Origin of the sequence: Paenarthrobacter sp. NPDC058040, from assembly GCF_042885775.1 — a bacterium.
In the GTDB taxonomy this organism is placed as follows: domain Bacteria; phylum Actinomycetota; class Actinomycetes; order Actinomycetales; family Micrococcaceae; genus Arthrobacter.
Genome location: NZ_JBHVRN010000006.1, coordinates 106,620 through 130,629, shown reverse-complemented (window position 1 = coordinate 130,629; position 24,010 = coordinate 106,620). Strand labels below are relative to the sequence as shown.

19 protein-coding genes and 1 pseudogene are annotated in these 24,010 nt (G+C 61.8%); 8 read left to right on the top strand and 12 right to left on the bottom strand.

What is annotated here, in order from left to right; genetic code table 11:
* Positions 1–5: 5 nt before the first annotated feature.
* The 5 genes from ACFVSJ_RS09890 to ACFVSJ_RS09870 all read left to right on the top strand — a co-directional run bounded on the left by ACFVSJ_RS09890 (position 6) and on the right by ACFVSJ_RS09870 (position 6,845).
* A complete protein-coding gene (locus tag ACFVSJ_RS09890) occupies positions 6–2,534 on the top strand; it encodes a glycoside hydrolase family 2 TIM barrel-domain containing protein (RefSeq protein ID WP_387436385.1) in 2,529 nt (842 codons plus the stop codon).
* On the top strand, positions 2,527–4,542 hold the full coding sequence (locus tag ACFVSJ_RS09885) for a glycoside hydrolase family 3 protein (RefSeq protein WP_387436383.1): 2,016 nt from the start codon (positions 2,527–2,529) through the stop codon (positions 4,540–4,542). Before ACFVSJ_RS09890 ends, ACFVSJ_RS09885 begins: the two co-directional genes overlap by 8 nt.
* 152 nt (positions 4,543–4,694) lie before the next feature.
* Positions 4,695–5,573, top strand: a complete 879-nt coding sequence (locus tag ACFVSJ_RS09880) for an alpha/beta hydrolase (RefSeq protein WP_387436381.1) — start codon at positions 4,695–4,697, stop codon at positions 5,571–5,573.
* Between the two features lie 39 nt (positions 5,574–5,612).
* On the top strand, positions 5,613–5,945 hold the full coding sequence (locus tag ACFVSJ_RS09875; protein ID WP_387436379.1) for a hypothetical protein: 333 nt from the start codon (positions 5,613–5,615) through the stop codon (positions 5,943–5,945).
* 72 nt (positions 5,946–6,017) lie between these two features.
* A complete protein-coding gene (locus ACFVSJ_RS09870) occupies positions 6,018–6,845 on the top strand; it encodes an SDR family NAD(P)-dependent oxidoreductase (RefSeq protein WP_387436377.1) in 828 nt (275 codons plus the stop codon).
* Between the two features lie 1,209 nt (positions 6,846–8,054).
* Here ACFVSJ_RS09870 and ACFVSJ_RS09865 read toward each other — a convergent pair.
* Together ACFVSJ_RS09865 and ACFVSJ_RS09860 are read right to left on the bottom strand one after the other, a co-directional pair.
* Positions 8,055–10,637, bottom strand: a complete 2,583-nt coding sequence (locus ACFVSJ_RS09865; protein WP_387436375.1) for a glycoside hydrolase family 2 TIM barrel-domain containing protein — start codon at positions 10,635–10,637, stop codon at positions 8,055–8,057.
* A 443-nt stretch (positions 10,638–11,080) separates the two neighbouring features.
* On the bottom strand, positions 11,081–11,773 hold the full coding sequence (locus ACFVSJ_RS09860) for a TetR/AcrR family transcriptional regulator C-terminal domain-containing protein (RefSeq protein WP_387436373.1): 693 nt from the start codon (positions 11,771–11,773) through the stop codon (positions 11,081–11,083).
* A gap of 165 nt (positions 11,774–11,938) precedes the next feature.
* Here ACFVSJ_RS09860 and ACFVSJ_RS09855 point away from each other — a divergent pair, with 165 nt between their 5' ends.
* Together ACFVSJ_RS09855 and ACFVSJ_RS09850 are read left to right on the top strand one after the other, a co-directional pair.
* Positions 11,939–13,225 carry an MFS transporter gene (locus ACFVSJ_RS09855; RefSeq protein WP_387436371.1) on the top strand — a complete coding sequence of 429 codons (1,287 nt, stop codon included), beginning with the start codon at positions 11,939–11,941 and terminating at the stop codon, positions 13,223–13,225.
* Positions 13,222–13,893: a GDSL-type esterase/lipase family protein gene (locus tag ACFVSJ_RS09850; RefSeq protein WP_387436369.1), complete on the top strand. Its 672-nt coding sequence runs from the start codon at positions 13,222–13,224 to the stop codon at positions 13,891–13,893. The genes ACFVSJ_RS09855 and ACFVSJ_RS09850 overlap by 4 nt, the downstream gene beginning before the upstream one ends.
* 110 nt (positions 13,894–14,003) lie before the next feature.
* On the opposite strand, the gene ACFVSJ_RS09845 is transcribed toward ACFVSJ_RS09850, so the two are convergent.
* The gene (locus ACFVSJ_RS09845; RefSeq protein ID WP_387436367.1) at positions 14,004–14,675 is read right to left on the bottom strand and encodes a hypothetical protein; all 672 of its coding nucleotides are present in this window, start codon (positions 14,673–14,675) and stop codon (positions 14,004–14,006) included.
* Between the two features lie 124 nt (positions 14,676–14,799).
* On the opposite strand from ACFVSJ_RS09845, the gene ACFVSJ_RS09840 reads away from it, so the two are divergent.
* Positions 14,800–15,027, top strand: a complete 228-nt coding sequence (locus ACFVSJ_RS09840) for a hypothetical protein (RefSeq protein ID WP_387436365.1) — start codon at positions 14,800–14,802, stop codon at positions 15,025–15,027.
* A 220-nt stretch (positions 15,028–15,247) separates the two neighbouring features.
* Here the strand turns inward: ACFVSJ_RS09840 and ACFVSJ_RS09835 are convergent, their stop codons facing one another.
* From ACFVSJ_RS09835 to ACFVSJ_RS09795, 9 genes and pseudogenes are all read right to left on the bottom strand, one after another.
* Entirely contained in the window at positions 15,248–16,114 is an 867-nt protein-coding gene (locus tag ACFVSJ_RS09835; protein WP_387436363.1) for an IS3 family transposase, read from the bottom strand.
* A complete protein-coding gene (locus tag ACFVSJ_RS09830) occupies positions 16,012–16,317 on the bottom strand; it encodes a transposase (protein WP_387436361.1) in 306 nt (101 codons plus the stop codon). The genes ACFVSJ_RS09835 and ACFVSJ_RS09830 overlap by 103 nt, the downstream gene beginning before the upstream one ends.
* Positions 16,318–16,761: 444 nt before the next feature.
* On the bottom strand, positions 16,762–17,052 hold the full coding sequence (locus tag ACFVSJ_RS09825; RefSeq protein ID WP_387436359.1) for a hypothetical protein: 291 nt from the start codon (positions 17,050–17,052) through the stop codon (positions 16,762–16,764).
* On the bottom strand, positions 17,049–17,279 hold the full coding sequence (locus ACFVSJ_RS09820; protein WP_387436357.1) for a hypothetical protein: 231 nt from the start codon (positions 17,277–17,279) through the stop codon (positions 17,049–17,051). Before ACFVSJ_RS09820 ends, ACFVSJ_RS09825 begins: the two co-directional genes overlap by 4 nt.
* Positions 17,280–17,345: 66 nt before the next feature.
* Entirely contained in the window at positions 17,346–18,881 is a 1,536-nt protein-coding gene (araA, locus tag ACFVSJ_RS09815) for an L-arabinose isomerase (RefSeq protein WP_387436355.1), read from the bottom strand.
* Between the two features lie 178 nt (positions 18,882–19,059).
* A pseudogene (locus tag ACFVSJ_RS09810) lies at positions 19,060–20,058 on the bottom strand (LacI family DNA-binding transcriptional regulator); the annotation flags it as partial.
* A 95-nt stretch (positions 20,059–20,153) separates the two neighbouring features.
* On the bottom strand, positions 20,154–20,891 hold the full coding sequence (locus ACFVSJ_RS09805; RefSeq protein ID WP_387436353.1) for an L-ribulose-5-phosphate 4-epimerase: 738 nt from the start codon (positions 20,889–20,891) through the stop codon (positions 20,154–20,156).
* Positions 20,888–22,513 carry a xylulokinase gene (locus tag ACFVSJ_RS09800; RefSeq protein ID WP_387436351.1) on the bottom strand — a complete coding sequence of 542 codons (1,626 nt, stop codon included), beginning with the start codon at positions 22,511–22,513 and terminating at the stop codon, positions 20,888–20,890. The genes ACFVSJ_RS09805 and ACFVSJ_RS09800 overlap by 4 nt, the downstream gene beginning before the upstream one ends.
* Positions 22,514–23,213: 700 nt before the next feature.
* Positions 23,214–23,912 (bottom strand): TetR/AcrR family transcriptional regulator C-terminal domain-containing protein, encoded by a 699-nt coding sequence (locus tag ACFVSJ_RS09795; RefSeq protein ID WP_387436349.1) that lies wholly within the window; start codon positions 23,910–23,912, stop codon positions 23,214–23,216.
* Between the last annotated feature and the right edge of the window lie 98 nt (positions 23,913–24,010).

Sequence of the window (24,010 nt, the reverse complement as noted above, 5' to 3'; positions counted from 1 at the left end):
TCAAAATGCTACGCACCTCCTTCAATGACGGTTGGACCGTCCACGCCGAGCACGACGCGGACGCTTTGCCGGTCGGTCCGGTCACCCTCCCGTACGACGCGATGCTGCACGAGTCCCGCGTCGCCGACACCCCCGCGGGCATGGGCACCGGCTTCTATCCCGGAGGGCGCTACCGCTACACCAAGTCGTTCCGGGCGCCGGAACAATGGCGCGACCGCTCCGTCCTGGTCGAATTCGAGGGTGTTTATCATCGTTCAAAGGTGTACCTGAACGGGGAGCTCATCGGGGGGCGTCGTTCCGGATACGCCGTCTTCCACGTCCCCCTCACCGCGCATTTGCGGTTCGATGACGAGAACACGCTGGAGGTGGTTGCCGACACCACAGATCAGCCGAACTCACGCTGGTACTCGGGCAGCGGGATCTACCGGCCCGTGAACGTGATGGTCGGTGACCTCGTGCACGTCCCTCCCTTTGGGGCGCGATTTGCCACCACCGACGTGGATTCGGAGGGCACAGCTAGTCTTGTCTCCACCGTCGACCTTGTTAACGACGATTCAAGGGAGCACGAGGTGCGGGTAGAGGTGAGTATCTCCGCGCTTGGCGGCAGGGAACTGGCCTTCGTCGCGGAGACCGTCACGCTCTCGCCAGGGGCGCAGACGTCCGTTCGGCTTCCGATATCCGTCGAGAACGCTGAACTGTGGTCGCCGGATTCCCCACGGCTACACCATGCGAGCGTTCGCATTACCGATGGCGGGGACCTGCTCGATGCCGTGGAGACGCAGATCGGGTTTCGGACGATCACGGTGGACTCCACTCATGGGTTCCGCATCAATGGCACCCCGTACAACCTCCGAGGCGCGTGCATTCACCATGACAATGGCGTGATTGGGGCCGTGGAGTTGGATGGGGCGGCGGACCGTCGTGTGCGAATCCTGAAGGCTGCGGGGTACAACGCGATCCGATCCTCACACAACCCGACCTCCCCGGCGATCCTGCGTGCCTGCGACAGGCATGGACTGATGGTCATGGACGAACTCAGCGACGCGTGGTACTTCCCGAAACTCAGCTACGACTACGGGCTCGACTTCGAAGCGGAATGGGAAAAGGATCTTGAGGCCATGGTCGCCCGCGGGTTCAACCACCCGTCGGTGGTGATGTGGTCCATCGGCAACGAGATCGCGGAAACCAGCCAGCCCAAAGGAATCGCCCTAGGCCACCGGATCGCAGGACGTACCCGAGAACTAGACCCCACCCGGCCGGTCACCAACGGTATCAACCTGCTGCTAAACACGGTCGCGCCCGACGACGTTAAGAAGGCCCAATCCGTTGCCAAAGCCCGCGAGAGCGGGCATAACGCCAGCAAGAACATGATCACCGTCTTGAACTTCGCGATGAGCGCGCTGGAGAAGGTGATGCCGCTGGTCGTGGCGGGAAAGCGAACCGACGCACGCACGAAGGACGCTTTTGCTGCCCTTGATGTAGCCGGCTACAACTACGGCGCCGGGCGCTACCGCAAGGACCACCAGACTCACCCGGACCGGGTCATCGTGGGGAGCGAGACAGTTCCTCCACAGCTGTTCAAGAACTGGTCGCTGGTGGACGAGCTGCCATGGGTGATCGGCGACTTCCAGTGGACGGGGTGGGACTATATCGGCGAGGCCGGCATCTCGGTCATCCGATACGGCGAACCCCGTAGGCTCTTCCTGCCGTACCCGGCGCTCCTCGCCGGCACACCCGTCGTCGACATCACCGGCCACCTGCAAACCCAGGCACACGTGAACCAGATCATCTGGGGGCTCCGCACCGGTCCAGTCATCGCCGTTCAGCCTGTCAACCATGCTGGCGAGAAGCAGAGCAAGACCGGGTGGCGCTCGACCAACTCCATCGCGTCATGGAGTTGGGAAGGGTCCGAAGGCACGAAGGCAGTGGTCGAAGTGTACGCGAACGCACACCGCATCGACCTGAACCTGAACGGCCGGACCATCGGATCACGGAGCATGACCGTCAAAGACCAATACCTCGCTACATTCGAGGTCCCATATGAACCGGGAGAACTGACCGCTATCAGCTACGACAGGTCCGGTCGGGAAATCGCCAGAGACTCGCTCAACAGCGCCGGGACGAGCCTACGAATCCAGCTATTGCCTGAGGCAGACACTGTCACATCTGGTGGAGAAGACCTGCTCTTCGTCCCCATCGCGTTCACCGATGAAGACGGGATCGTGCGGCCGCTCGCTGATCGCGAAGTAACGGTCCACGTCGAAGGGGTCGGGGAACTGCTCGGCAGCGGCAGCGCCAACCCTATCACCGCGGACGAGTTCAGTCGTGGCCAGTTCACCACCTTCCACGGTCGGGGATTGGCAGTTATCCGTCCCACCGCCGTCAGTGGGACCATCACCGTTACCGTGACCGCCTCGGGATGCAAACCCGCATCGGTAACCGTACCTGTCGCGAACGGAAACCCGTCGCGGACCGAGAACAGCCTCCCGGCAGGGGCGTCACGAACATCCAAGAAGGAGCCCATCCATGGCTAACACGACCCACCAGCCCAGTCGATTCCCATATCAGGACCCGGCGCTGTCCACTGACCAACGGGTTGAGGACTTGCTGGGTCGGATGGAACTGGCCGACAAAGCCGGCCTGATGTTCCAGCCCCTGGCAAGCATGGGAGACTTCGACGCGCCTGGCGCGTTCGGATCGCCCTCAACGCGCACGCTGTTTGACAAGCGAATCAATCACTTCAACATCCTGCAGGCACCGACAGCTGGCGCTCTCGCCCAGTGGGTCAACGCCGTTCAGGAGCATGTGCGTGCCCAGCCGTTGGGGATCCCGGTGACGGTGTCCACAGACCCGCGGCACTCGTTCGGCAACAACCCAGGCACCGCGATCATGGCTGGCCCCTTCTCACAGTGGCCCGAGATGCTTGGCTTCGGCGCACTCGATGACGCCGAGCTCGTTGAGCGGTTCGCGGATACGGTTCGCCGGGAATACTTGGCCGTGGGAATTCGGCTGGCGCTGCACCCCCAGATCGATCTCGCCACCGACCCGCGGTGGGCACGAGCCAGTGCCACCTTCGGCCAGGATGCTCAAATCACCGGCCGCCTCGGCGCGGCCTACGTGAAGGGTCTGCAGGGAGCGAGCCTTGGCCCCTCGTCGGTGTCGGCGATGGCCAAGCACTTCCCGGGCGGTGGCCCGCAGAAGGACGGCGAAGACCCGCACTTCGCCTATGGCCGCGAACAGGTGTACCCGGGTGGAAAGTTCGACCTGCACCTGCAGCCCTTCCGTGACGTTATCGCAGCCGGCGTCTCGCAGATGATGCCTTATTACGGTATGCCTATCGGAACCGGCTACGAGGAGGTCGGGTTTTCGTTCAACAAAGAGATCGTCACCACACTTCTGCGCGAGACCCTCGGATTCGACGGCATTGTCTGCACCGACTGGGGCGTCCTGTCCGCCACATTCTGGGGTGTCGAACATCTCTCCTATGAGGAGAGGATGCTCAAGGCGCTGGATGCCGGAATCGACCAGTTCGGCGGCGAGTTCGCCCCGGACGTGCTGATGGGACTCGTCCGCGGCGGGTCGCTCTCCGAGGCTCGACTCGACCTCTCGGTGCGACGCCTGCTGCGCGAGAAGTTCACTCTGGGCCTGTTCGATGACCCGTTCGTCGATGCCGACGCCGCTGTCAGCCTGATCGGCACCACGGAGGCTCGGGAAGAGGGGCTCGCCGCTCAGGCTGCCGCCACCACGCTGCTCCTAAACCCAGACGGAGCCGCGCACTTGCCGTTGGCGAAGAAGATCAAGGTCTACACCGAGGGTATGAACGTCGAGGCGTTCGCCGGCCGCGCCGACATCGTCGCAACCCCGGTCGAAGCCGATGTCGCCGTGCTGCGTCTTGTCGCACCGTGGGAGAAACGCGGCGCACCCGGTACGATCGAATTCTTCATGCATGCCGGACACCTGGACTTCACCGATGCGCAGGTCGCACACTTCCGCGACATCGCCGCCCAGGTCCCGACCGTGTTCGACGTATATCTGGACCGACCTGCGATCCTCACCCCATTGAAGGACCTCGGCGCCTCGTTGATCGTCAACTACGGCGCTACCGATGAGGCGTTCGCCCGGGTATTGTTCGGCGAAATGGAACCAAAAGGACGGCTGCCGTTCCAACTGCCGTCCTCGATGGCGGAGGTCGTAAAGAACCGGCCGGACGTACCCGGCGACACCGCGAACCCGGCGTTCGAGTTCGGAGAAGGGCTCCGCTACCAGAACTGGACCGCGTCGCCACCTCCCACCGACCACGACCGCGCCGCCACAACAGTACAGCGATCCAGCCGGTTCGATTTCACGATCGCCACTCTCGCGGACGTGATGGACGACCCTCAGGCCGGGCCGATACTCGCCGAGACGATTCCCGGCCTGGACCAATTGCCGATGCTGGACATGGTTCGGAACATGGCATTCACCAATGTCCTCGACATGGCCGCCGACAACCTTGGCGGCGACGCGATCGATGACCTGAAAGAGCGGCTTGCCGCCGTCTGATTCACCGCGGTTTCGTCCGGGCGGACCAGCTCCGCCCGGACGACACCCCCCTCCCCCACGGCGTCCATGGTGTCGTGTACACCCCGACGAGGAGTTGTACCGCTCACAGCCCAGAACGTGCGAATCACCACCGAACAGATGAGAAACCTCCCATGAGCAGAACCCGTCCAGTCAACACCTCTGCGGCTTCGGCGACGTTCGTGGACCGCCGCGTCGACGGACGTGACGGCGCTATTTCAATCCGTGATTATCTCCCCGTCGCAGTGGATTCCTCTGCCAGGCCCTTTCTCTGGGTGCACGGCGGCGGGTTCCAAAGTGGTGGTCTTGATCAGCCCGAATCGCACGCTACCGCTCTCGCCTTGGCATCGAAGGGGCGGTGGGTTCGCACTGTCGACTACCGGCTCGCTCCGCGCAGATGGCCGTGGTCGAAGGTCGAATTGACCGTGCGGCCGGGCCGATATCCCGCGGCTCTGCACGACGTTGTCGACGCGGCGCTCGACTTGACCAGGGTTACCGGTGCCATCACTATTGGCGGAGCCAGCGCCGGAGCGTGTCTGGCCGCAGGAGCGGTTCTCTATCTTCGTGACCATCAGGAACAACTCCCGCTCGGCGCTGTGCTGGCATATGGCACCTACCACGCTGAACTCCCCGCGAACCCCGCGCTTGAACTGGAACTCCACGGTATAGGACGACTGTTCTTTAGGTCGAGGATGGTACGGAACATGAACCTCAACTACGTCGGCGACTCTCAGCTCTTACTCCCTGGGTACGCGTTTCCAGGTGGTGCAGACCTGACCGGATTCCCACACACACTGCTGGTGGATGCGATGAACGACCGGCTGCGCGCTTCCGGCCAGGCCTTCGCCGCCGAACTGTCCGATGCCGGAGTGGACACCTCACACCACGTCCTCCCCCGATCGATGCATGCGTTCTTAAGCTCGCCCCGGTCCGACCATTTCGCCACGGCCGTCACGATGATAAGTGACTGGCTCGCCGACACCGACTCCCGTCAGTCCAGCCACCCCGCCTGACCGTCCCCGTCCCCTCACCGGTCGCTCGAAAGGAACGCCGTGAACTTCCCCCATTACAAGGACACACAAGACGACGCCATCGCGGACGAATTCATCTCATCCCGCGTCCGCATCTTCATCAAAGATGCGCGAAACCGAGACGAGGAGCTCAGCGACGCAGTCAACCGGCTCATACCCCTAGCTCTGGAAACCCGGCATGGCATCTTGGTCACCCAACACAGCCCATCGGTCTACACACTCGAAGTGCACCCGCCCACGCCCTTGGGAATGATCCGCGAGAAACGCCTAGAAGGGGCTGCAGAACTCTGCGCATCTGTCACGAGTTCAGCCGACCGGTTCTTAGATACGCAACCCCGCGCACGGCAGCGGTAACAGACACTCCAACGGCAACCGCGCGACAACACGCTGCGGACGACCATTCAAAAATACTCCAAGGAGAAATTCATGACTCAGACAACTGTCATTACCGGTGGAACCGGAGGAATGGGGCTCGCTACGGCTCGGATTCTTGGCCGGGACCATCGCATCGTCATCGCCGATCTCGATCAAGGTCGTATCGATCAGGCCGTGAGCGATCTGACCGGCCTCGGCATCGACGCCGTGGGCTTCGTCTGCGACATTACCGATAGCTCCGCGGCGAACCGGCTGTTCGAGAACGCCGAAGAGGGCGGCCATCACGTCCGCGCCGTCGTGCACACCGCTGGCATCAGCCCGCAGATGGGCACCCCCGACCGGATCGCGCGCATCAACGGCACCGGCACGGTCAACATCGCCCAAGCATTCCTGAAACGGGCGTCGGAGGGCGACGCCCTCGTGAACGTTGCTTCGACCGCCGGCCACGGGCTACCCAAAATACTTATACCGTTCCGAAGTTTTTCGCTGGCACAAACCGACCCCTCTAGGTTCGAACGGGTCATCGTCAAACGCGCCCGGGTCTTGGGCAAGAAGCTGCACGCCGGCGTCACTTATGGTCTAAGCAAGGCATTCGTGATCTGGTATACCCGCTCACTCGCGGGCGCGTTTGGCAGTAAGGGTGCCCGCGTCGTCTCGGTGTCGCCTGGAAGCTTCGACACGGCAATGGGAAAGCTTGAGAAAGACCACGGCGCTTCCGAATTTCTGAAAGTCTCGGCGATCAAACGCTTCGGACATCCGGACGAGATCGCCGCCGTCCTCGCCTTTTGTGCCACTGAAGCGCCTGGTTACCTCACGGGCACGGACATCCTCGTCGACGGTGGCACACGGGCCGGGCAAGAGTTCAAAAAGAAAAACTGAACCCGTCACGATTAGTGCTCCGCGTGGCGGGGTAGCTGGGCCCCCCGTCCTAGGCCCAGCTGCTCTGGGGCGCTCCTTGGCTGTTCCCACGGCTCTTGAAGGCTTCAACCTCGACGGGCTGTCAGCCCTGGAGCACCTTTCCAGGCCCCTCGAAATGAAAGGGTCGCCCGCTTCCTCGGGCCGGTCGCTGATCACCACCACATCGCCCGCCCGCCAGGAGGATCTTCTGGCAATTGATCTGTGGAGTGTCCGCCGTCCCGACCCGTGTGAAGCCATTTGAGGGGCAGCCGCGTGGAGTCTTAAGCCGCCTGCAGAAGTAGGAGGTTTGGTACATCCTGTCGCGGACTCTGCGGACACCATTCGGCCCGGAAAGGTCTTCATTAGTTGACAGCAGACCATGCCGGGACGCCACCAGCGATCAGCCTCGCTTGGACGTACGCCTTCGTTCGGGATGGCCCGCGATCTTTGCCGCTCGTGGCCGCTGCTGCCGTGCCCTCTCTTTCGGGACGACCGGCGGGTGGTTGAACGCGTCATTCTTCGGGATGCCGTATCTGTCGCAACCTCTGCCCGCACGTTGCCTTCCAGCGCAGATCGTACGTCGTGGTCTGCGCTTTCGGGCCCACGAGGACCGCGCCGAGTGCCTGTCCCTTTTGCGACGGGACAGGCCCCCATCATTGAATCCGGTAGCAACAGTCCCCGCTGCCTGGCCATAAAAACGAAGACCACTAGCTCCTTGGCCAGCGCATCCACGTCCAGACACCGGGAGTCACGTGCCCCATTCCCGCATTCACACTTAGGACCGGTCTCGACCACCAAACCCACCAGCCCGACCAACGGACCAAGGGCAAAAGCCGCCGTGGGCACCGCAGCGTTGTCCGTTTCCCGGAGCAAGGACACCTACCCGACAGCAAGTTACCGGCGCATCGCGGCGCACTCTGGAGGCCCGAGAGACTGCCTTGGCAGAACCTATGCGAGACACTGATTGCGGGGCCCTCCTGACCTCGCTGCGATGTCGGAGGATTTCGTGCCTGATCAACAACTGAGTCGATCTCACCGTCGTCGGCGGCTACGACGGCGACCATCTTGGTAAACGCTTCTGACGATCGACGGTTCCACCGTCTTCGGCACTTGAGTGATCTCAGCACGCCAAACCTGTGCCCAGCTCGGGCGGACGTTGTCTGCTCGACGCCGCCCACCCGGCAGGGCGACCTACCTCACGGGGATGCTTAAGGTTGCGTAGTTGAGGCTTGGTGCCGTGACAGTCATTGTCAGGGTGCCCGCTGACTTCGAAGGGCGAAGAACTGCGAGAGCCTGGCCATGCCAAGTGTGTCGGCGAGGACGCTGGAAACTGTCCACGTTGCGCGGGTTTCCGTTTCCAGCGCCGATCAGGTTGCCTGCCCCGCTGACGTAGAAAGCTACTTTTGTAACAGCATCGGGAACACGTCGGCCCTCCTTGTCGATGATCTCGACGAGCACGTGGGCGAGGTCATCGCGGCCCGTTGTGAGCGTCCGGACATCCGAAGTGAGGCGAAGCCCTGCCGGGGACCCGGTGGTGGTCAGTGTCTTGCGTGCGATTTCCAGCCCGTTGCGGCTGGCGATTGCGGTCAGCTGACCGGGCGCGTATGGGACGCTAAAGTTGGTCATTTGCTTGTCTGAGTCCTTCACTGTGTTACTGGCTATCAGCAGGCCGTTGAGAATCAGCTGCACCGTGTCGCCGCTGGTGTAAACCTGTACGTTCAGTGGCAGCGATTGCGGTTGGTCCCACGTCCAGCTTTCAAGAGCGTCGTACCAGGCGTAGTTCACGGCGATTTGTTGGGTGCCCGGCGGCGTCGGCCGGAGCACGACCATCTCAAGTGGGCTGTGACCGACGAACACTTCCCGGTAGAGATTCTGGGGCTTGCGCTGACCGATCAAGTCAATGTCACCGCAAAAGCCTTGGAAGTATGGGTACCCAACTGTCCCGACAAGGCCGCCGGCGGCCAGTGGCCCTGTGGTAGCTGTGGTGGCGCCGATGCCACCCTCCCCGATGTAGTCCCATCCGGCCCACACCAGGCTCCCGACATACCAGGGGCTTGCTTGGGCGAGCTTTGCGTTGTCGTAATTGCTGTTAAAGGGCACTTCGCTCTGGGTGATTGCTTTGTCCGGGTGCGCGGCGTGGTCTGTGGCCCCAGGATTGCCATGGAAGTCGAACACGTCAAGATAGGTCCATGGGTCGGGCCCGATTTTGAGGAGGTCAGCACCTCCGAGTGAGACGGGTCTGGTGGTGTCCAGTGACCGGATGTGGTCCGCGAGGCGGGGGCCATAAGCATTCGGATCAGCCGCGATCTCGTTGCCTATCGACCAGATAATCACACTGGGGTGGTTACGGTCCCGGCGGATAAATGTGGTGAGGTCACTTTGCCAATGCGTCGGGAAGTACAGGTGGTAGTCGTTCGCGGCTTTTGCGGGAAGGTCCCATATATCGAAAGGCTCGTTCCAAACGAGCATGCCCAATTTGTCGCAGGTATCCAGGAAATGAGGTGAGAACGGGGTGTGAGCGGGACGGACGGCATTGAAACCGGCCGCTTTGAGAATCTCGAGCTTACGTTCCTCTGAGCGGTCCAGGGAGATGGCTCCGAGAGGTCCGTGGTCGTGATGGACGTTGCCGCCGTTGAGCTTGATTCTCTTGCCGTTCAGCAGGAATCCGTCCGTGCCGTTCCACACCATGGAGCGGATTCCGAACGTTGTCGTGGTCGAGTCGATCACCCTTCCGCTCAGGAGCACCTCGGTGCGTGCCGTGTAAAGATTGGGCTTTTCCGGGTCCCACAGACGCGCACCGCTGACCCACTGACCAAACGAATATATTGTCTGGTCACCCGCGACGATGGAAACATTGCCCGAAGTTTGCGTCCCTACGACGTTGTTGCCCGGATCAAGCAGCGTCGTCCGCACCTGCGCAGTTGCAGTCTGGGTGCCATGGTTCCTGACTTCCACTGCTGTGTGAATGAGGGAGTTCGCGGCCACAACGGGCGTTGTTACCTGGACGCCGAATGAGGGGATGCAAACTTCGCTCGTGACCGTCAGCCACGTGTGCCGGTAGATTCCCGATCCGGAATACCAACGGCTGCTTTCGTTCGGGTTTTGGACTCGTACTGCCAGCACGTTTGGGCCGGAGAAATCCAGATGATCGGTCAAATCGAAAATCGCCGGCAGGTAACCATGCGCATTGAAGCCCAAGTGAAAGCCGTTGAGCCAGAAATCGGCCGTCTGGAAGACCCCGTCAAAACGCACCTCGACCCGGCGGTTGAGGGCTTCCTTCGGGACGGTGAAATGCTTGCGGTACCAGCCGATGCCGCCGACGGTGTAACCCTGGCCACGTCCACCAAGGGCCGCCGGTCCGTAGCCGCCAGGGAGGTCTGCGTTGGCATCAAAGGGCCCTATGACGGGAGGAACCCCCTGGATTAGCGAAGGGTCGTTGGGGACCAGATACGTCTGAGGGCTCGCCGTTGCCTCACCGTTCTCAGACGTTGCATAAGGTAGATCTTCAATTTGCCAGTCGTGCGGTACGTCCAGCACCCGCCAAGTGCTGTCGTCGAAGCCAATAGACTCGGCGCCTGCGGGGTCATCACGTAGGAAGCGCCAGTCAGCATCAAACGACGTCTGCGATCGGGTTAATGCACTGGCTGCGGACGCCGGGGCGGAGTCTAGGAGCACCGTGCTGACCCCAGCCGCCACCGCAGCAGCTGCCCCAATCCCGAGGACCTGACGCCGGCTGGGCGGGGCTGAGGAGGGTGTAGCTTCGAACTGCGCCATAGTATTGCTCCCTTGCAAGTGGTCCTCGTCCTGATCCACGAGCTTCGGTGCTCGCGGCCGGATTGTTAACGCTCACAATCTTGAAACAATTTGGCACCGGACACAATAGCCAGAGCCAATCCATGTCACATGTCCCTGAGAGATTGGCCCTAGATAGCTCTGGGCGCCACATTTCAGGTCGGTTAGGGAAGCACTCCTGACGTCGCCCTGGCGGAGGAAGGCTGAGAATCCGTGCAGTGTGCAGGTTCAGCGCGCCTCTGACATTGGGCGCGGCGGGACACACAGGCTGACGCCACGTTCATCGCCCTGCCGACGCGGCCACATACAACGCCCAACGCCCAAAAAAGCCGCTGCTCACGAAGTTCCTCAGCTGGTCCAGCTTCCATCATGCTGACGCGCACTGAAAGTCTGCGGGGCGCCAGCGGTGGCCCTGGAGCGGCGACTCACTCCTGTTCGTGGCCACCGTTCGCCAAGAGGTGTTCCAGTCCCCACAACAGGACATCCATGTCGTAGTCGAACCGCTGGTCATCGTAGGAGCTAAAGCCAACTTCTTCCAGGTGCCGCAGGGCTCCAAAACTCGATGAATCGACACCCTCAAGGGCCCGAACGAGTTCGGGCCCTTGAGGGTGCCCGCCCTCTCTGGCATTCATGACCAAGTCTCTCGCGCAGCTCATCGCCACGCCGACCGCCAGTGTCAGGGCCCTGGCGGCGTCACGTTCGCCGAACCCTGCTTCGATCATTTTTTCCAACACGATTTCGGCGGGCCTGATCATGCCCTCGCTCGCGGGTCCGCGAAGCTTGAAGTATGTAGCGAGAGAGCCAGACTCGACCAATGCGTCCTTCGTGCTTGCTGCAATCGTCCGTATGGCCAGCTTCCAGTCACCACTGGCAGGCAGCTCGGTGACTTGGAAGCGGGACGAGAACGCGTCCACGGCAAGGAGCTCCAATAGGCTGTCCCGATCGGTCACGTGATAAGTCACCGCCTTGCGATCGACCCCAAGCTCGTCCGCTACCGCCTGGATGGTGAGTGTCTCCGGGTCCAGGTCTCGAGCCGCAGCGACAATGCGCGTCGGGTTGATTCCCGCATTCTTTCCCCGCGTGCGGCGCACGGTGGGAACCGTTGTTTCTGAGGTCATGACGGCTCCTTGATGAGATCGGCGGTCGATCAACGATTATTCCTGATCGGGAATTAATGTACGAAAAAGGCTTGACGACCACCAGCCTACGGGATACGGTTCCCGAAAGGGAATTTAATTCCCGAAAAGGAATAGCGTAGTTCCTCAACTCGAAAGCAGACGACGGTGTCCTCAACCCCTCCAGAATCACTCACTGACCCAAGCACCCGCTCCGTACCGACGGGGCCACTCGCCATCATTTCCCGCGTCGGCCAAGGCCGGCTCCGGCTCGCCCTCTTTATCGTCGGATTCGGAACGATCTTTGCGAACACAGCGCTGAACAACGTGCTTCTCGCCGCTAAACTAGCAATCCTTGCACCTGAACAGAAAGTAGCGCTTCTCGGGCTCGCGACCGCGATCGCCGGACTCGTGTCGGGCATCTCAATCTTTGTCTGGGGCACCGTTTCGGACCGAATCCGGAGCCGGTTCGGCAAGCGCAGCCCCCTGATCGTCCTGGGCGGCATCGGCGCTGCCATCTTCATCGCGCTGGTCGGGCTGGCCCCGAACGCCGAGCTGCTGATCGCCGCTTACGTCGGTTACAACATCTTCCTGCCAGCATTGTCGGCCGCCGTGCTTGCCGTGTTCCCTGACCGTGTTCCCCGGGAAAAACGCGGCACGGCTTCTGCCTTCTACGGCGGGGCCCAAGTATTCGCGGGAGCCGTCGCCGGCATTGTCGCGTCCAACTTCATCTCAGCCCCAAACCTTTTGCTCGTGATCACCTCAATCGGCATTCTCGTACCGGCGGTCGCCTTCGTGCTTATCGCCCCTGATTTCTCCAACCGCCACGAGCCGATCGAAAAGCTGACCGCCCGCGAGGTGCTAACTGCTTTCAAACTTCCGAAGGGAGCACCTGATTTCTACTGGGCCTTCACCGGACGGTTCGTGATCTTCCTTGGCGCCTCGATGATCGTGGCCTTCCAGCTGTATATCCTCACGGATCACTACCACCTGGCGAACGAGTCCGCAGGTCGCATCATCGCAGTAACGGGTATCGCAACACTGCTGACCATTGTCGTCTCGACGGTCGTCGCTGGTCCGCTCTCGGACAAGATCGGCCGGCGCAGGATGCCCATCTTTATCGCATCACTCATCCTCACGGTCGCGCCTGCGTCGCTCCTGTTCATCCCTACGGGTGACGCTGTCATCGCGTACGGCGCGCTGTATGGCCTTGGGACGGGAATGTTCCTCTCCGTTGACGCTGCATTGATGACCGAAGTCCTCCCCGATCAGCTCTCACGGGGAAAAGATCTGGGGTTCCTCAATCTTGCCAACTATGTTCCTAACGTTATCGGCCCGCTGGTGACATCACTGCTGGTGAGCACCGGGCTCGGCTACACCCCCGTTTTCGTGATCTCGATCGGGCTTACGCTCCTCGGCGCCTTCAGCATCTTCAAAATCAAGGGCGTTCGATGAGCGCCCGCGGCCAAGCAGCGATGAAGGGCCAGCAGCTTCTTGGTCGGGCGCTGGGATCTTTGATGCGGACCCCGATGCGGATGCGCCGCGACCAGCTCACACGGTTACCATTGCCGGCCGGACGGGTGCTGTTCCTCGGCGACAGCATCACCGAGCAGGGGATGTGGCACGAGTGGTTCCCTGACGTTCCGACGCTCAACCGAGGCGTCGGTGGGGACACCGTTCAGGGAGTCCGGCAGCGACTCGATAGTGCGGTCAACCAACCACTGCTCATCTCGCTCCTAATCGGAACCAACGACCTCGGGGGCTTGGGCACCACACAACCAGCGGCCCTCGCCGCACAGTTCTCTGACCTGGTCGTCGAACTCCGGGCCCTGGCACCGGACGCGGTTCTCGTGATCAACAGCGTCATGCCTCGAACCCCGCACTTCGCCTCGACCATCCAAGACCTCAACGTCCGGTACCAGGACATAGCGGCAAGGGAAGGTGCAAGCTTCCTGAATCTATGGCCGATTCTAGCCAGCCCGGATGGCGGTCTCAGGTCTGAGTTCACCGCGGACAACCTGCACCTCAACGGCGCCGGATACGAGGCCTGGACCAAGACGCTCCTACCAAGCCTCGAATCCCTTCTCGGCACGGGCAGGAGTGTTCATCACAGAAGTCTTTGACGCGGGACCCCTCGCACCCCAGAGAGCGGCACTGGAAGCATTCTGGAGCGGACACGATCACGGGAACATCACCTTGACCGACGCTGCCGATGGCCGGGAGTCGACGAGCATCAAACACTGGCATCCCCGCAGTTTCCAGGATCACGCCAGCCACGACACCCGCACCCAACAAATTTGGACACGGTCCGTCTCTCGGCGTGCCGCGACACGTCACCCCACAATGGCCGTCGCGACTTCGCGAAAGTGGCTCTAGGCACGATCTCGATGATGGCCCGAGGACTTCTCCTAGGAGCGCACCGAGCTGGCTGATATCTCCGAGCGCCGCAACGGTAAAGGCGGGCTCCAGCTGCCAGCGCGGGCCGCGCTCTGGATTTTCCCTCGGCCGTTCGTCGGGCAACGTAGGCGATGGTGGGCCGCTCGGGATTGTCCCGTGCCACGATGATCTCCGCCGCGGTGTCGGCGCCGATCCCGTAGGCCTCCAGTAGCTGGGGCGCGGCGCGGGTGACGAGGCCCTCGATCATGTCGGCCAGCTCCTTGGCTTCGGCGTCCAGGTTCAGCCACCGCTTGGCGATCGATCCAAGGGTGAGGCGGATGGAGTCCTCGGGTGTGTCCAGTGCCCGGGGACGCAGCGCCGCCAGGTGCCGGGCGAGCATGATCTGTGTCTTGTCTGCGGTGTCCTGTCGTAGCTGTTCCGGGGCGTGCATGAGTATGGCTTTGAGCGTGACCATGGCCGCGGAGCGGTCCTTGACGGCGGTGTCGTGGGCGACCTTCAGCTGCCGCATCATCTCCACCAGGCCGTCTGCGGTTTTCGGGACCGTCGTAGCGAATCCGGCAAGAACCGCGCGGGCGGCGTTCTCCGCGTCCAGTGTGTCGGTCGGGGCGGTTCACTTCGACCACCTTGTGTCCATGCCGACGCACGAAAGAGGTCAGTCCGGCACCGTAGGAACCGGTGCCTTCGATCCCGAACGAGACGATCTGGCCGAAGGAGACGGCCCAGTCCAGCAGTTGCCGGAACCCACCGGAACCGGTGGCCACCGTCAGAGTGCCCAGGATTCAGCCGATCGAATTCATGACGGCTGCAACGTGCACCTGCTTGTGGGTGTCGACGCCGATAACGACGTGCCCGGATCATAGTTGAGCGGTTTGTTCTATGGTGTCTGAACCTTCCTGGCCGGATAACGTGGATGTCACGCTGTCGCCGGCGGGTGGACAGGACTGTCATGGGGACGCCGTCGAACGCTGGCTCCAGGCTCCTATCAGGTCACTCCCGGTCCGGCGGCAGTGCTTGCTGCGTGCCCGACCGCGGGGCTGACAGATCAACGCAAAGACACCCATGGCTCCAATCCAATATGGGTCAAGCCACCACGACCAGGACTTCCGAATCTACGGCTGATGATTCGACATGACCAGACTGACAGTCCCAGCACACCCCGACCTTGCCCATGGACTGGGTGACATCGTTCGTGGCGCACCAGTTCTGGAATTCGTCGGAGGTGTACTGGGTGCCCCGATCGGAGTGGAAAATTACAGAGGTTCCTTCGAGGTGGCCGTGGTTCCGGGCCATCTGTAGGGCTGCGGTGCACAGGCTCGCGCGCATGTGGGCGGCCATGGCCCAGCCGATGACCATGCCGGAAAACAGGTCGATGACGGTGGCCAGGTAGAGCCAGTCCTCACCGGTGCGCAGGTAGGTGATGTCACCGACCAGACGGGTCCCGGGCACTGTTGAGGTGAAGTCGCGGGTGCCCTCGGCGTCGAGCATGTGGTTTTCGATATGGGCGGTCTTGGCTTGCGGGTCCTGGACCGTGGTCCTTTTCCAGGTCTGGGTCCGCACGGCCCGCAACCCGTTCTTCCGCATGATCGCCCCGACGGTCGGGGCTGAGACCTTCACGCCTTTCTCGTTAAGCATCAAGGTCAGCTGGTCCCGCCCGGCACGACCTTCCTCAGCGGCATACAACGTCGTCACAGCGGTGACCAGTTCTTCGTGCCGTGCCGCCCGGGGCGATGGCACCGCAGGTGAACGCCACCGGTAGTACGAGGCACGGGAGACCTTCAACGCCCGGCACAGCCACACCGCCGAATGGTTGGCCTTCTCCGCTTCGATGAACTCGTAGAAGTCCTCTACTTTTGCTTCGCGGCAAAGAAGGCGCTGACTTTTCCCAGGAACTCGACCTCGGCCTTCAACCGTTCGTTCGCGGCCAAAGCCTTCTGGCGTTCTTCCCACGCGACCGGCCCACGATCTGGAACCGGGACTGGGGTAGGCCCGTCCGCTGAACGCTCACGGGCCCGCGCGAGCCAGTTCCCCAAAGTGCTTTCCTTGACCCCGATCTCCTCAGCGACTTGCTTCACCGAACGATCAGAGGACAAAACCAGCCGCACTGCTTCCTCACGGAAAGCGGCATCATATCTTCTTCTGGGCGTGGTCATCCGAAACGCAATCTCCCATCAAGCTGTCTCAGAAAACCATACGGCCGCATGGACGCTTCAAGGGTGAAAGGGGCATAGGCTCAAGAGGCTCCCACCATGATGGCTGCCATACGCCGCCGGAAGCCCCATTCGGTCACAGGCGTCTTCCGCTTCGCGGAGGGGGGCACGCGGCCATCCCGTGCCAAGCTGTTCGTACATGACTCTGCCGTCGGCTGTGGTCTCGCAGGGCCGCAAGGTGACATTGGCGGCTGTCCGAACTCCTACGCTTTTAGTCCGGCGAGCCTTATCGATTCGGCTGTTCAGGGATAGATCAAGGCGAATCGGTTAGCGCGTGATGATGACAGGCGGAAGACCGCTTTTGTCGCGATTCAGACGTTTGGTTGGATGTCCAGGCCACAACGGTTCCAACACCGTCAGCGATGTGCCGTAAGTCTATGGATGCGGTTACACGGTGCTGATGGACATCCCGTCATTCTTAGTGACCAGGATCCGCCCAATTCCATCGAGCCATACCCATATCAGTGTGGCGTCTTTTGAAACCTCGTCCACCGTTCCTGTACGGCTGATGCCCAGGGGGCACCGCACCACCACTCTTGTGCCGGCCGGCAACACAGACCAGGCCTTGATTGGCCCCGATGAATCGTCCTTGCCGGGCAGTTTTGCAGGTATATACGGCAGAGGGTCCGTCTGTTGGCGATAAGACCGGGAAATCTCCTCCAGGGTACGCGCGTTCATGCGAACTCGTTTCGGCGCTGCCGTATGTCATGCTCAACGATGGTCCCGAACGGAATCTCATCTGTCATCTGAACGGTAAAGTTTCGGTGATCGTGGCGCGTGACCAGGATCCCGCAGGCATGGCCTGCCCTTTTTTGTTGTATGGCCTTGCGAACCGCTAGCTGCAATTGCTTGTCAAGATCGCCGCGAGTGGCAACAAGGATGTCTGCCTCGTAAGGGAAGGTCATCTTCCTCTGCTCCTCATACGTTGATATGGCGCCGCACGTGTAGTCGGGCAAGAAGCGGCTGGGCGCTCACAGGCCGCCGGCCAGCTTGTAGTACGCGGCATTCCAGTTGAGTTCTTTCTTGAACTGTTTGATGGTGGTGCCTTCGTCGATGGTGAGGAGTTCGGTCTTGGCGATTTCGGCGAAGTCCTCGAACACGTCCAGGCCCACCTGCGTGGACAATACCGTGTGGTGCGCGGCTCCGGCGGTGAGCCACGCGGCGGCCGAGGTGGCGAAGTTGGGCTTCGGCTCCCAGAGCGCGCGGGCCACTGGGAGGTTGGGGAGCGGCTGGTCAAGGTCGACGACGTCCACGACGTTCGCCACCAAGCGGAAGCGATCGCGCATGTCGGACAGCGCGACGACGATGCCGGGGCCTGCGTCCGTGTCGAACACCATGCGGACAGGGTCTTCCTTGCCGCCGATACCCAGCGGGTGGATCTCGACGCGCGGCTTCCTGGCGGTCAGGGACGGGCAGACCTCCAGCATGTGCGCGCCCAGGATCTTCTCGCTGCCTGGTTCCAGGTGGTAGGTGTAGTCCTCCATGAGTGAGGCGCCGCCGGGCAGGTCTCCGCCCATGACTTTGGCGGCGCGGACCAGGATGGCGGTTTTCCAGTCGCCTTCGGCACCGAAGCCGTAGCCGTCGGCCATGAGGCGCTGGACGGCCATGCCGGGGAGCTGGCGCAGTTCGCCGAGGTCCTCGAAGGAGGTGGTGAAGGCTGCAGAGCCATTGGCTTCCAGGAAGCTGCGGAGTCCCAGTTCGATCTTGGCGCTGTACCGCAGCGACTCGTGGCGGGCGCCTCTTGCTTTCAGTTCCTCAGCCACGTCGTAAAGGCGCTCATACTCGGCAACCAAAGCGTCGACGTCGGTCTCGCTGGCGGTGTGGACCGCCTCGGCGAGTTCGTTGACGGACCAGGTGTTCACGGAGACGCCGAAGCGCAGTTCGGCTTCGGTCTTGTCGCCTTCGGTGACGGCGACGTTGCGCATGTTGTCGCCAAAGCGGGTCAGTTTCAGTGTCCGGACGGCGGCCCAACCGGCTGAGGCGCGCTGCCAGGCTCCCACTTGGCGGGCGACCTCAGGGTTGGATACATGCCCGACGACGGTCTTCCGCGGCACGCCGAGGCGCGACTGGATGTACCCGAATTCGCGGTCGCCGTGGGCTGCCTGGTTGAGGTTCATGAAGTCGAAGTCGATGTCCGCCCACGGCAGGTCCCGGTTGGCCTGGGTGTGCAGGTGGAGAAGGGGTTTGCGGAGGGCGTCGAGGCCCTGGATCCACATCTTGGCGGGGCTGAAGGTGTGCATCCAGGCGGTCACGCCGATCACGGAGTCGTCCGCGTTGGCTTCGAGGGCGGTGCGGCGGATGGCGTCCGAGTCAGTCAGCACGGGTTTCCATACGAGCTTGACCGGAACTTCGCTGGTGGCGTTGAGGGTGTTGGCGATCTCCTGTGACTGCGCGGCCACCTGCTTGAGGACGTCCTCGCCGTAGAGGTGCTGGCTGCCGGTGAGGAACCAGACCTCGTACTGGTCCAAGGAAGTGTTGTTGGCGGATGTGGTGGTGGCGCTGGGCATTCTCATGGCTCCTGGGTGTGGTGGCTGGGTGGCAGCGGAAGGGTGAAGTCCGGCCATTACCTGGTGGCTCGACGACTCACACGCCCCTGTTAGGCCCGGAGGTTCTGCCAATCAGCTGAATATAATTGTTAGCGCTAACAACCAGGCTGTCAAGCATCTTATGAACATCATTCTGCGGCTATGTCGAAATTGCGGCCGTGCTGGCGCGCTGGACTAATTCCGGGATGACGACAATCGAACGGCCTTGGCCCTGTCCCTGTATCTGCCGCAAGAGCGTGTCGACGCACCTGCGTCCCAGTTCCTCGAAGTCCTGCCGCACGGTGGTTAGGGGAGGGATGAAGTATCCGGCATCGGGTTGGTCGTCGAATCCAACCACTGAAATGTCTTCGGGCACTCGGATATTCCTTTCGGAGAAAGCGCGCAGGACGCCCAAGGCCATCTGGTCATTGCCCACAAACAGCGCGGTGAAGTCCGGCGGTTGGAGACGTAGCCCGATATTATAGCCACCCCCAGCGCTCCAGTCGCCTTCAATGATTGTGTGGTCCGGGAGGCCCGCGGCGCGTAAGGCTTCACGCCATCCCGCCGTACGCGCATCGCTATCAGTCCATCCGGACGGCCCGGAGACGTGGGCGATCAGCCGATGTCCTCGCTTAATAAGGTGGTCGACGGCGAGCCGGGCTCCGTATCGCTGGTCAACTGCCGCCCCTTGGACGGTGCTGTTGCCGAGCGAACCGGCCGCGACGACTGGGACGGCCACCGCCGTATCCTGTAAGGCAGTGATGCTCTCCGGTTGCCGTGCTAACAGAACAATCCCGTCAACGCCTTGGTCTATGAAGCGTCCCACCCCGTCCAGGAGGCTTTGGCGGGTGATCTTCCTCAGTGCGGCGATGCTGACGAAGTAGCCGGCATCCCTGGCCGCTTGCTCCACGCCCGCCGCGGTACTGGCAGGACCGTACTGGGACAATTCAGTGGCCAGCACGCCAATGGTGTGGGAGCGGCGTGTAACCAGCCTGCGGGCGGCAGTGTTCCTGCGGTATCCCATTGCGGCGATGATCGAGTTTACTCTTTCACGCGTGGGCGCGCTGACACTCGGATGGTTGTTGATGACGCGTGAGACAGTTTGATGTGAAACTCCCGCGGCACCCGCTACGTCTTCTAGGCGGGGCCTCCGACCTGGTTGTTTTGGCGCGCGCCCGTCGGCAGTCTCGGCAAAGTCGTCCGCGAAACAGGCGCGTGCCTCACCCGCCTCGCGGGGTGGCCCTGGTGGTTCGTTCAGTTCAGCGCTCCGGTCGGCTCTTGTCCGTAGACGTTCTGGTAGCGGTCGAAGAGGGAGTCGACAGCATCCGGAGCTATGACGTGAGGGTTTCCCAGCTGTTTTGAGAAAAGTACTGATCGGGCGACGTCTTCAACCATTACCGCTGCCTTGACTGCATCTTGAGCGTTCTTGCCGATAGTGAACGGTCCGTGGTTCTTCATTAGCACGGCCCGAGAGCGGTGTCCGCTGAGAGTTTCGACGATGCCTCGGCCGATGGCGTCATCTCCGATGACGGCGAAAGGGCCGATGGGGATTTCCCCGCCGAATTCGTCGGCCATTGCGGTGGTGACGCAGGGGATTGGTTCCCCGTGCGCGGCCCAAGCGACGGCGTAAGGTGAGTGGGTGTGCACAACTCCCCCGACTTCCGGCATGTGGCGGTAGACGTAAGCGTGCGCGGCCGTATCGCTGGATGGTGTCCTGTCGGAGCCCGTTGAGCCTGGGACAACCTGGCCGTCGAGTGAACAAAGAATCATGTTCTCGGGCGTCAGGTCCTCGTACAGGACGCCGCTGGGTTTGATGACGAAGAAGTCAGTGCCCGGTACGCGGCCGGAGACGTTGCCGCCCGTCCAGACGACCAAGTTGTAGCGGACTAGTTCTGCGTGCAGTTTCGAAACGGCAGCGCGCACCTCCAAGATGCGTTCCGCGACATCGGAGGTTATGGGGGTGCGAGTATGCTCGTCCCTGGGCTCAGTCATGGCTTGGATCCTTTTAGTGTGAGTGTGTCCACGGCGGCGCGTTGAACGACGAGGCCGGCAATGTATCGGTCGAGGTACGTGTGGAAGCCGGCTGTATCGGCGGGGTCGGGGTATGTGGTTTCGAAGGCAGCGCCGCCAAACACCCGATAGTGGAGGAACTCGTCGAGATCTTCGGAGGCATCTTTGACGAATGCCGCCAATACGGCAATCCCCCAGGCGCCCCCTTCAGAGGCAGATTCGGCTATAGAGACAGGCGTGTCCAAGGCGCCCGCCAGGAAACGTTGGGCTACACCCGCTGTTTTGAAGACGCCGCCATGAGCAAACATCCTGTCGATTGCGACGCTTTCGCCGGAAAGCACCCGCATGCCGAGGATCAGGGTGGCAAAAACGCCGTAGACCTGGGCTCTCATAAAGTTGGCCAAAGTGAGGGTACTGTCCGGTGAACGGATAAAGAGGGGACGTCCTTCGCTAAGACCGGCAATAGGCTCGCCGGCCAATTGGTTGTACGCGAGAAGTCCTCCCGCGTCCGGCTCGCCTTCCAAAGCCAGCTTCAGTAGCACGGCAAATGCGGTGTCGGACTCTAGCGGTTGGCCAGCGACATGGCTGAATTCGGTAAACAGTTGTGCCCACGTGGCGAGTTCGCTGGCACCGTTGTTGCAATGCACCATCGCCACCGGAGCGCCCGCCGGAGTGGCGACCAGATCTAGCTCGTGATGAACCTGCCTTAGGGGTCGTTCCAGCACAACCATGGCGAAGATGCTAGTTCCCGCGCTGATGTTCCCGGTTCTTGGCGCAACTGAACACGTGGCGACCATTCCGGTTCCCGCATCGCCTTCGGGCGGGCAAAAGACGGCCCCTGGACGGAGGCCGCCGGAAGGGTCGAGTAGCATGGCTCCGGAGTCGGTCAGTGTTCCCGCATTCTGGCCCGCTACCAATACCTCCGGCAGCAGGTTGGCCAGGTGGAGTCCTGGCGCCTCCTTGCCATAGGCGGCGTGATACCGATCCAACAGTGTGCCATCAAAGCCAAGGTTCTTTGATTCAATAGGGAACATTCCGGATGCGTCCCCAATACCAATGACCTTGCGGCCGGTCAGGCGCCAGTGAACATATCCTGCCAGAGTGGTGAGAAAGTCGACTCGGGAAACGTGATCCTCGCGGTCGATCACTGCCTGGTGGAAGTGTGCAATCGACCATCGCAGGGGAATATGGGTTTCGAACAGCTTGGTGAGTTCGTCCGATGCAGGACCAGTTGTGGTGTTACGCCAAGTCCGAAATGGTACGAGCAGCTGACCTTGGTCATCGAAGGCTAGGTAACCGTGCATCATTGCGGAAATACCTATGGCCTCTATGTTAGTTGGGCGCACTCCGTGACGGCGGACAGCGTCAGCGGCCAAGTCGGCGAAAGCGGCCTGCACGCCTGCCCACACGTCCTCCAACGAGTACGTCCACAACCCGTTTTCGAAAGAGTTCTCCCAAGTAAAGCTGCCAAGTGCAAAGACCACGCGGGGATCCTCCCCGATGAGACAAGCCTTGATCCGGGTGGAACCCAGTTCAATTCCAAGGCGAATACGTCCGGACTGGATGGCCTCAGCCGCGTCTCCGGTATAGGTAGTGTTGAACACAGAATCCTCAGATTGTTAGCGCTAACATTGTTGATGCAAAACTATACGCTTTCTTGGGTCCGACGTCCATGGCCAACCGGTCTTCGACCGTCGGCAATTTTAGAGACCTGCCCGGTCGACGCCGCCGGGGAAATGCTCCAAGAAACCACTCGCCGCCGGAACTCCGCCCCCTCCAGACCCGGCACCGGCGGACCAATCCGCTCCGACCGTTCACCGAACCCAGATAAAATGGATCTGCATGAACATGCTCAATTTGGGGGTCATCAGAACCGGCCAAATTGGCGGGGGCATCGCCGGAGACTTGAGGCCTGCCTGGAAGCATCTCCTCACGGCCCGCCCGATGCCGAGTCCGCCCGAATGTGTATGTCGTCTCAATCGACACAACACACGACACTCATCGAGCGGGCTTACCGCGACCCATGCCCAGAGGCCGATGAAACCCCTTGCCAGCACCCGACACCGCGGACCTCGCCGGGATCGTGCTGGCGGTCGGCGGCACAACTGAAGTGATGTTCTCGGTGTGGCGGTCGCCACTGTGTCGAGCGGCAGCGCGCAAACAGAGCTCTTTGATCGCCCCGCCCCTAAAGCCGAGCGCGTGAGCGACGGCCAGGGCGGAGAACACGATGAAATCAACTGAAATCGCACCTGATGGTCGTCGCGAATCGGCACTAAGACTTCGCACCCCCGTTAATGAAGGGCTTCAGTTCGGAGCGGCGGCGATCGACGCGAGTCCATTCACGATCACGGCCAAGGCGAAGATGAACTGCTCATGGGCGTAGGTGTCGATCTGCGCGTCCAGGATTCTCGTGAGGTTTGGGAACTCGTGCTCCGGAGAGGAGTTGGCGGATTGAGCGAAGGCTGCGCGGACGACATCGCTGCGGGGATGAGTTGCGAGGGTCCGTGCCATGACCATGTCCCTTGCATGAGCAATGCACAGGTTGGTGAGGATGACGGTGGCACGGAGTGCCTGCTCGTCGGTGAAGCCGGCGGCGACCAAAGTGCCGACGAAGTGCTCGGTCCGCAGAACGAAGCCTGTCAGCGGCGCCCCGCGAAGACTCAGATGATCAATCAGTGGCCCTACGGCAACCGCGGCATCGACGACGGCTTCTGCGTAGTCCGCGCATGCGGACTTCCAATCGGCAGATGCGGGCGCGTCGGCATCGAAATGTGCGGCGAAGGCGCGCCAAGCAAGCAACCCCATCAGCGTCTCACGATCGGCCACATGGTGATTTAGTGCCTTGTGGTCAACTCCCAAACGTGCCGCGACGCGGCGCATGGTTATTTCCGAGGGGTCCAGTGCACTCGCCGCGTCGACGATCCGATCCACATCGAGCCCCGCACGCTCGCCCTGTCTTCGCCCGCGCGCTGCATCGCTCCGCGCCGAACCTACTGACTCCATTGGGACCTCCCCGCGATTCACAAGGCCACGCTTGACGCCCCGACTTCTCGAGCGCTACTCTATCAACAATCTTATTCCCCATGGGGAATACCCGACTG